Consider the following 8,386-nt stretch of genomic DNA (forward strand, 5'->3'; position numbering starts at 1 on the left):
GGAGCGGGCTGTGAGCCTGTCGTGCCGACCACTACATGACCTGGCTGCGGTACGTTTTTGGGTCCATACCAAACTGCCGGTAGAACGCGTGATAAAAGTAGCTGCTGTTCTCGTAGCCGACCAGAGAGATGATGGCGTGAATCGACAGATCCGTCGTCTTCAGCAGGTCGGCTGCCTTGGTCAGACGCTTCTGGCGCAATAATTCCCGAAACGTTGAGCCGGTTGACTTCTTCACCAGGGAACTGAGGTACGCCAGCGAGACGTGATAGGCCTCCGCCATCGCCGTGAGGGATGTCATATGGTAATTTTCTTCGATCTCCTGCAACACATTCAGCACAAGACTGTTGTCCGTCTGCTTGTCGGGGAAGGCGAGCCGCCCTGTATAGTTCAGCAGCTGCAAAAAGAGCAAGCCCATCGTGACTTCCGTGATGCGGCGGTTGTTCGGCTGCCGTTCCAAAATGCTCCACACCAGATTTTCCATGAGATTTTGGATAGGCTGGATGTCGGACACCACAAAGTGCAGGTAGTCGATGTCGCTGCTCTCATGCTGCAGACAACCGGCCAAAAACCGACCCAGCACGTTATGAGAGCCAATCATCTCAAACGTCGTGTTGAAAAACTTCGGCAGTACGAGAAAGTTGATCGCCACATCCCAAAACTCGGCCCGTTTGATAGAGTGGGAGACATATTGGTTGAGAAACAGCAGTTCCCCATCTTTGAGGTGGATGGGCAGACGCCCGTTCAACATGTGTCTTGTACTCCCGCTGCACATGTACATGATCTCGACATAATTGTGCGTGTGCTCAGGAAAATCCGCGAAACGGGTATGAGGCCGAAAGGCAATCAGCTTCCCGCTCTCGATCATCTTGTCACTCAAAATGACAAAATTGCTGCTGGAGGAATAGATCGAGCGGTCGATGGCCTCGCCGCTCCGCAATCGCTGTTCCTCCTGAGTGACCCGGCCCAGTTTCGTCAGCAATTTAAAATCCATCCGCGTCTCACCCTCCTGCCACCACACGGGCAACTTCTTCGGGCGCGATGTTGTACAGTGCATCGGCAAAGCCTGTCGCCCGCAATCGGGCCAACAGGTTCGCCTTGTCGTATTTGCACCCGACCAGCGTCTGGCACAAACCGTCCACATCCACCGCGCTGAAAAAATCCCCGCACAGGGCGAGCTTCGTGATCGTCTCGCCCGTCACATCGACATGGGCCTCAAGGACCCCCCCCGCAAGGCGTTCGGACCGAACAATCCGGCACGCCGGTGAACGTCCATAGATCTTCTCGCGGTCCCGAAAATGCTCGGTCTCCTTCTGAACGCGCACCCGGTCCTCCTCTGTCAGCGCGCAAACCCCGCCGTCCTGCAGAATTCCGGCAACCATCGCCTCTTTAAATGCCGGCGCGTCCATGGCAGACAGACAGGTCGAGAGATTCATCACCCGCTCACGCACCGAGCGGATTCCTTTGGTCTGTATCTTACCCCCGTCCACCGCCGTGCACGCCTCCATCTCCGCAATGTCGGTGTCAAAGAGGAGCGAGCCGTGGTGCAATACATAGCCTCTGGTGACGTACTGGGCGTTGCCGGAACATTTTTTCCCGTCCACCATCAGGTCGTTGCGTCCAGTGAAGCGCACGTCCACCCCCAGACCGCGCAGCGCGCCGGCCACCAGCTGCGTATACCGCTGAAACGAGATGCCCCGCGCGGCGGCCGGCTCGATGAAGCTGAACTGCCAGCCGCCCATGTCGGTGTAAATGGTTCCGCCGCCCGAGAGGCGGCGCACCAGGTGCACGCCGCGCGCCCGCACATAGGGCAGGTTGACCTCCCGGTAAATGTTCTGGTGACGACCCAGCATAACGGTAGGCCGTGTGCGCCAAAAGAGAAAGACTGTCTCCGCCAGCCGTTTCTCCGTCAGCAGGTACGATTCCAGCGCGAAGTTCTCATACGGGTCCACACTGTCCGTCTCTATGTAGATCAAGACAGCGCCTCCTGCCCTCGCAGCGCTTCCTCCGCGCGGTAAGAGCTGCGCACCAGCGGCCCGCTGACGACATAGGCAAAGCCCTTGTCTTCGGCCATGCGCCGGTAGTCTTCAAACTGTGCGGGGGACACATAGGCCTGCACCGCCAGATGCCGCTCGGAGGGACGCAGATACTGCCCCACCGTGAGGATATCGCAACCGGCCGCCCGCAGGTCGTCCATCGCCTCGGCCATCTGCTGCTCGGTCTCCCCCAATCCGACCATGAGACCGGACTTCGTGCGCACCCCGGGGCAGTGCCGCTTGGCATGGGTCAGCAATGCGAGGGAGCGCGCGTAGTCCGCACCGGGACGCACCGCCGAGTACAGGGCCCGCACTGTTTCAAGGTTGTGGTTCAGCACATCGGGCCGCGCTGCCAAAACAGTATCTAAGTCCCGTATCTGCCCTCCAAAATCCGGCACCAACAGCTCCACCGTTATGTCCGGGTCCGCCGCGCGCAGGGCGCGGACCGTAGCGGCAAACTGCGACGCCCCTCCGTCCGTGAGATCGTCCCGCGTGACGCTCGTCACCACCACATGCCTGAGCTGCAGTGCACGCGCCGTCTCCGCCAGACGACGCGGCTCCTCCGGGTCCGGCGGCGCGGGGACGCCGTGGACAACGTTGCAAAATCGGCAGTCACGCGTGCACAGATTGCCGAGGAGCATAAAAGTGGCTGTCCGCCGCCCGTAGCAAGCCCCCAAATTGGGGCAGTTGGCCTCGTCGCACACCGTGTGCAAACCCTGCTGTGCCATGAGGGCGCGGATCTCCGCCGTGGCCTGCGGCCTGTAGACAGAACGGATCCAATCCGGTTTGCCCTGTGTCATCCCCGACGGCGCCCCCTCCCGGCCCGCGCTGTATCCTCCGGGCCATTTTTGTCATTTTTTTGCAGGATCGATCCCATTTTACATGATGTGTCGCGCAAAGTAAAGATTCAGCTCAGCTTCACGTGGAAATGCGCCAAAAGAATCTGTTCCGCTTCGCTGTTCCAGAGGCCGCTGTGGGCGGCGCAGCTCTCGTGCAACTTGGCAAACAGGGGGTTGTCCCCGCCCAGCTTTCCAAAATCGTCGATGGCCGTAAGAGGCAAATCGATATGGGTGTAGCTGAGGATCTTGCCGGCGTGGATCTCCGGCAGGCGGGCCGTCACCCCGGCGACGGCGTCGATGCCACAGATGTGGGAGACCATCACCGAGGGGCGCAGCCGCTCCGCGGCGGACAGCGCCAGCGCCTCCTTCATGTCGTCGGTGTTGCCGCCGGTATTGCCCAGGATATGGGTGCTCGTGTAGTGGCAGTTGTACAGATTGATCAAGGCCTTGAAGCCGGGATCGGAGGGACCGGCAAAGAAATTCATACAGCCGTCGAAGGCCAGCAGCGCGTCGCCCATCTCCGCCAGTGTCCGAACGGGCGCGTACACAAATACGTCGTCGTAGCCGCGGCCGCTGGTCAGCGCCCGCAGATTCTCGGCGCTGCCTTCCGGTCGCAGCGCATTCACATAGATCAGCTCCACGCCGTGTGCCCGAGCCGTCTGTGGGGAAATAAGCCGTTTGGCTCGCTCGATGCGGCCCTCGTCCGCATCGGCGACCACCATCCGGGCCGGCTTTTGCGCCAGGCACAGCGGGTACTCCAACGCGCCCAGCCCCATCGGGCCGCAACCACCCAGCACCAGCATGTCGCCCCCGGGTTTGACGCCCATCGCATGGTCGTAATTTTGTTTGTTCGTGTGGTACATCATCTTGTACCCGCCGATGATACAGCTCATGGGCTCGCCGAGGGACGCGTCGTAGTAGGCGTCGCCGCCGTAGTGCAGCAGACAGCCCAATTCCATTGCCTCGTTCGGCATGATGCAATAGGTGGCGGCCCCGCCGCAGTATTCGTAGGAGTAGCCCGGGGAGTCCAACTTACCCCGGTAGTTCAGCGCCGGCTGCTGGGCAAATTTCTCGCCCGGCCTGAATTCGCGCCGCCACTTCTCCCCCACTGCCACGATGTCGCCCGCAAATTCGTGGCCGATGATGATGGGGTTTGTATCTACATTGGGTGGGCAGCGCTTGTGGGCCTTGCCCTGCCGCAGCAGCTTATAGGTGGACATACAGATGCTGTCGCTGATGACCCTGACCAGGATCTCGTCGTCTCGGATCGCCGGTAGGTCAAACGCCTCCAGTCTCAGGTCGTCCGCGCCATACAGACGCACTGCTCTTGTTCTCATGGGGGTGTCCCTCCTTTTGGATCGCCTCAAACCGGCCGCATTTCGATCTGAAACGTCCATTTGTCCACCGACGCCCTGGCGGGCGGGCGGGTACCCTGCGTGGTCACAGCGCCAAGGGCGGCCGCCATGGCCAAGCGCACCGTCTCCTCGAAGCCAAGACCCATCTGCAGCGCGCAGGCGATGGCCCCCACCATGCTGTCCCCGGCGCCGACGGCGGAGCCCACCTCGACAGACGGGGCTGGAGCCCACACGGCACGCTGCCTGGTAAAGAACATCGCGCCGTCCCGCCCCATACTCAACACCACCCATTCGATGCCCTTGTCCAACAGGGACCGGCACAGCGCCGGGAGGTATTCGTTCGGGGTATCGCTTGGCAGGCCGCCGTACTGTAGCAGCTCGAAACGGTTCGGCTTGACGACATGGGGCGGGGCCTCCAGGGCTCTGCGGAAGGGCTCCCCCTCCGCGTCCACGATCACCCGGCAGCCGGCGGTACGCAGTGTCTCGGCGAACAGACGGTAGGTGTCGATACCGGCACCCGGCGGCAGGCTGCCGCTGAGCACCACCACGTCGCCGCGCCGGGCGAGAGCACGCGTCTTTTCCAGCAAAGCCGCCACCTCTGCGTCCGTCACACCGGGGCCCGGCTCGTTCAATTCGGTCAGGCGGTTCTCCCCGTCGAACACCTTCAAATTCGTCCTGGTGACGCCCGCCACAGTCAGAAAGTCGTGCGCAAGCCCCCGTGCCTCAAGCCGGCGGAGCAGCTCCCGGCCGGTCTCGCCGCCCACAAAACCCGTGCAAACGGACGCGCCGCCCAGCACGGCCACCATCCCGCTCACGTTGACGCCCTTGCCGCCGGCGTCCACTCGCACGTGTCGCAGACGGTTCAGCGTCCCCGGTACAAGTCTCGTCAGCGCCGCCGTTTTGTCCAGCGCCGGATTCATCGTCACACAGACAATCATCGCTCCTCACCATCTTTCATCATAGCGCACAGCCAGCATGCTCTACATTTTTATTATATAGGACCAAGCGGCCGGTTACAAGCAGAACCGCTTTGCCTACAGCATCTGAGCCATCTATCTCCGCCAAACATCTTGCAAGAAATTTACAAAATTTGTTGCAAGATGTTTGCATGCATGCTATACCCCGAGTTTAACGGCACAGGAGAGTACAGCAAAAGTACACTGCTTTGGCAAAAATCCGTGATTTTTGCGACCCGTCATGATATAATCGCTGAAAAGAAGGATTCGCGTCTCTTCCCGTTGGCTGACCGCATACCACGGAATGGGATTTATGTGTAAAGGAGCGGCTTTCATGCGAAAGAACAATCGCACTGCGAATATCGCGGGCAAATATTTTGACCCAAATCTTGACCTCAGCGTGCAGGCATTCAATTTGCTTGCTTTCGGCGGGGCTGCGGCGGGAATTGTCGCCGCGATTACATCGCTCGTTACGGGAATCGCCGTGAATGTTATCGCCAATCTGTCAATGTCCGCGTTGGCGCTTTACTTTGTGCATAGAGCCGGAAAAAAGAACAATTATCGTTTCTATTACAGGCTCACCGTCATAATTGTGTTTATCGCGGCTTTCCCCTATATGTTTTTTATGGGGGGCGGGTATCACAGCAGCATGCCGTGTTACTTTGTTTTCGCTTTCGTTTTTACCGCCTTGATGCTGAGCGGGATTGACAGGATTCTCGCGATAACGGCCGAGTTTGTCATTTATGCCGGCGCTTGCCTGATCGCATACTTCCGGCCCGGCACCGTAAATTTTTTCGCCAACGAAACAAACCTCGCGATTGAAATGATTTCGGGCATTATCGTATCAAGTGCGCTGTTGCTGATGGTTATCCTGCTGTACATCCGCATTTATGACAACAGGCAGGAGCGACTTATGGAATTGGACAAGCTGAAAACAGAGTTTTACCAGGATATGCACCATGAGATGAAAACGCCGCTGAATGTCATTTCCAGCGACGTGCAGGCCGCCGACGATATGATGGATTTCAGCATGGATAAGAACTACATACGGGAGAAGCTGGAACACGCGCAGGATGAGATCATCCGGCTTGCCCGCATGGTCGAAAATTCCCTTGACCTCGCCGCCGCGCAGGTTGGCAGGCGCCACATGGAGCCGGTTGACTTCGCCGCCCTGCTGCGGACGAACGCGGAGGCGTTCCGTCCTCTGCTTGAAAGGCAGGGCAATACTTTGTCCGTCCAAATTTCCGACAGCCTGCCAAAGCTGACGGGTAACAGGGATATGCTTTTGCAAGTGATATACAACATCATGGGAAACGCGGCGAAACACACCCGAAACGGTGAAATAACCGTGTCGCTAAACCGGGCGGCGGCGGGTGGGCTTGAAGCCGCGATACGGGACACGGGAGAGGGCATAGCCCCAGAAATTCTGCCTCATGTATGGGAGCGCGGCGTGACATCGAACGGCACGGGCTACGGTCTTTCCATCTGCAAGGCGTTTGTGGAGGACATACACGGCGGCTGGATCCGCATAGAGAGCAAGCCGGGCAAAGGAACGGCCGTGACTTTTGCCTTACCGCTTTACAATGGAGAATCGAAAATGGAGAGTGGAGAATGATGGATAGTAATTCTCAATTGGTTCTGCTTGTGGAAGATAACAGGCGGGTGCAGATGAACAACAAAGAAATATTGGAGCGCCACGGCTACAATATTATATTGGCGATGAATTTAGCCGAGGCGCGGGCGGCGGTTCGGACTCGTATGCCGGACGTGATTGTTTTGGATATTGCGCTGCCGGACGGCAACGGCCTTGATTTCCTTGAGGAACTGCGTAAAACATCCGGGGTTCCGGTGCTTGTGCTGACTGCCGACCAAACGCCGGAAAAATCGAGCGAGAGCTTAGACATGGGGAGCGACGATTTCCTGCGCAAGCCTTACGTCCTCAAAGAGCTTCGGGCGCGGGTTGACGCGCTCATGCGCCGGGCGGCGCGGGTGCCCGAAACAGTGGTGAAAGGGCTGCTGAAGCTGGACGTTGTAGCGGGACAGGCATTTTGCGGCGGCGAGGATTTGCTGCTGACGCAGAAGGAGTTTTCCCTGCTCTTGCTGCTCGCACAGAACGAGGGCAAAACCGTGAGCGCGGAATATCTATATGGAAAAATCTGGAAAACACCGATGGGCGGGGATAAAAACACTGTTCAAGTTACCGTTTCCAAGCTGCGGAAGAAACTTGAACCGCACGGATATGACATCGCCGTGATACGCGGACGGGGATATGTGTTTGAGGGGCGGGGGTAAGTAGGGGCACCCGGTACCACAGTTCTTAAAAACGCAGCTATGTCTCTTGATTTTTTCTTAAAAACGTGCCATAATAAATCCCGATAAGCAAAGTGCTTGATCGTGGAGGTGTCGCGTATGTACAGAAAAGTTTTTGGGGAGCTTGTGAAATGGAAAGACAGTCCGCGCCGAAAGCCCCTTGTCTTAAAAGGCGCGCGGCAGGTCGGCAAGACTTGGCTGATGCGGGAATTTGCGCGAGAAGCATATGGTGATTCGGTTTATGTCAGCTTTGACAGAGACGCCGACGCAGTTAAAATCTTCGATGATACAAAAGACCCCAAGCTGATTTTGGAGCGGCTTGGATTGATTCGGGGCAAGACGATATTGCCCGAAAAGACTCTTATCATTTTGGATGAAATTCAGGAATGCCCGAACGCGTTGGGAGGTCTGAAATACTTTAACGAGGAAGCGAACGAGTACCATGTCATCACAGCGGGTAGTTTGCTCGGCACTTATCTTGCCAATCCGGCGTCGTACCCTGTCGGGAAAGTGAATCTGGTGAACGTGTACCCGTTGACATTTGAGGAATACTTGGCCGCTGCGGATGCGGGGATGTATCGGTATTTTTGCTCTGTTAAATCGGGCGCGGACTATGTTTCGGTTTTTCACGAGAGGATGACGGAGCATTACAAAAAATACCTGATTATCGGCGGGATGCCGGAGTGCGTTCAAAGTTGGGTCAACAACGCCGCCCCCGAAGAAATCTCCGTGATACAAGAGGAAATTATCTCATTATACGAAAACGACTTCACCAAACACAGCGGCAAAGTCAACAGCGGGCGCATACTGCAAGTGTTTCGCAGTATCGTTCCGCAGCTTGCGAAAGAGAATAACGAGAAATTCATGTACGCGGCAATCGCTAAAAGCGCGCG

The 8,386-nt window shown here is 57.7% G+C and carries 8 protein-coding genes; 3 read left to right on the plus strand and 5 right to left on the minus strand.

What is annotated here, in order from left to right; all coding sequences use genetic code 11:
- Positions 1 to 31: 31 nt before the first annotated feature.
- The 5 genes from LBK75_11965 to LBK75_11985 all read right to left on the minus strand — a co-directional run bounded on the left by LBK75_11965 (position 32) and on the right by LBK75_11985 (position 5,165).
- On the minus strand, positions 32 to 991 hold the full coding sequence (locus tag LBK75_11965) for an AraC family transcriptional regulator (GenBank protein ID MDR1158995.1): 960 nt from the start codon (positions 989 to 991) through the stop codon (positions 32 to 34).
- Between the two features lie 7 nt (positions 992 to 998).
- Complete coding sequence (locus LBK75_11970; GenBank protein ID MDR1158996.1) at positions 999 to 1,973, minus strand: lipoate--protein ligase; 975 nt, start codon at positions 1,971 to 1,973, stop codon at positions 999 to 1,001.
- Positions 1,970 to 2,833: a lipoyl synthase gene (lipA, locus tag LBK75_11975; GenBank protein MDR1158997.1), complete on the minus strand. Its 864-nt coding sequence runs from the start codon at positions 2,831 to 2,833 to the stop codon at positions 1,970 to 1,972. The genes LBK75_11970 and lipA overlap by 4 nt, the downstream gene beginning before the upstream one ends.
- Positions 2,834 to 2,940: 107 nt before the next feature.
- Positions 2,941 to 4,209 (minus strand): zinc-binding dehydrogenase, encoded by a 1,269-nt coding sequence (locus tag LBK75_11980; GenBank protein ID MDR1158998.1) that lies wholly within the window; start codon positions 4,207 to 4,209, stop codon positions 2,941 to 2,943.
- Positions 4,210 to 4,235: 26 nt separating this feature from the next.
- On the minus strand, positions 4,236 to 5,165 hold the full coding sequence (locus LBK75_11985) for a 1-phosphofructokinase family hexose kinase (protein ID MDR1158999.1): 930 nt from the start codon (positions 5,163 to 5,165) through the stop codon (positions 4,236 to 4,238).
- Between the two features lie 352 nt (positions 5,166 to 5,517).
- Between LBK75_11985 and LBK75_11990 the strand changes: the two genes are divergently transcribed.
- The 3 genes from LBK75_11990 to LBK75_12000 all read left to right on the plus strand — a co-directional run.
- Positions 5,518 to 6,798, plus strand: a complete 1,281-nt coding sequence (locus LBK75_11990) for a HAMP domain-containing histidine kinase (GenBank protein MDR1159000.1) — start codon at positions 5,518 to 5,520, stop codon at positions 6,796 to 6,798.
- Positions 6,795 to 7,475 carry a response regulator transcription factor gene (locus LBK75_11995; GenBank protein MDR1159001.1) on the plus strand — a complete coding sequence of 227 codons (681 nt, stop codon included), beginning with the start codon at positions 6,795 to 6,797 and terminating at the stop codon, positions 7,473 to 7,475. The genes LBK75_11990 and LBK75_11995 overlap by 4 nt, the downstream gene beginning before the upstream one ends.
- 117 nt (positions 7,476 to 7,592) lie before the next feature.
- Positions 7,593 to 8,386: AAA family ATPase (locus LBK75_12000; GenBank protein MDR1159002.1), on the plus strand; the 794-nt coding region annotated here is incomplete at its 3' end.

The sequence above is a fragment of the Oscillospiraceae bacterium genome, from assembly GCA_031265355.1.
Classification (GTDB): domain Bacteria; phylum Bacillota; class Clostridia; order Oscillospirales; family UBA929; genus JAIRTA01.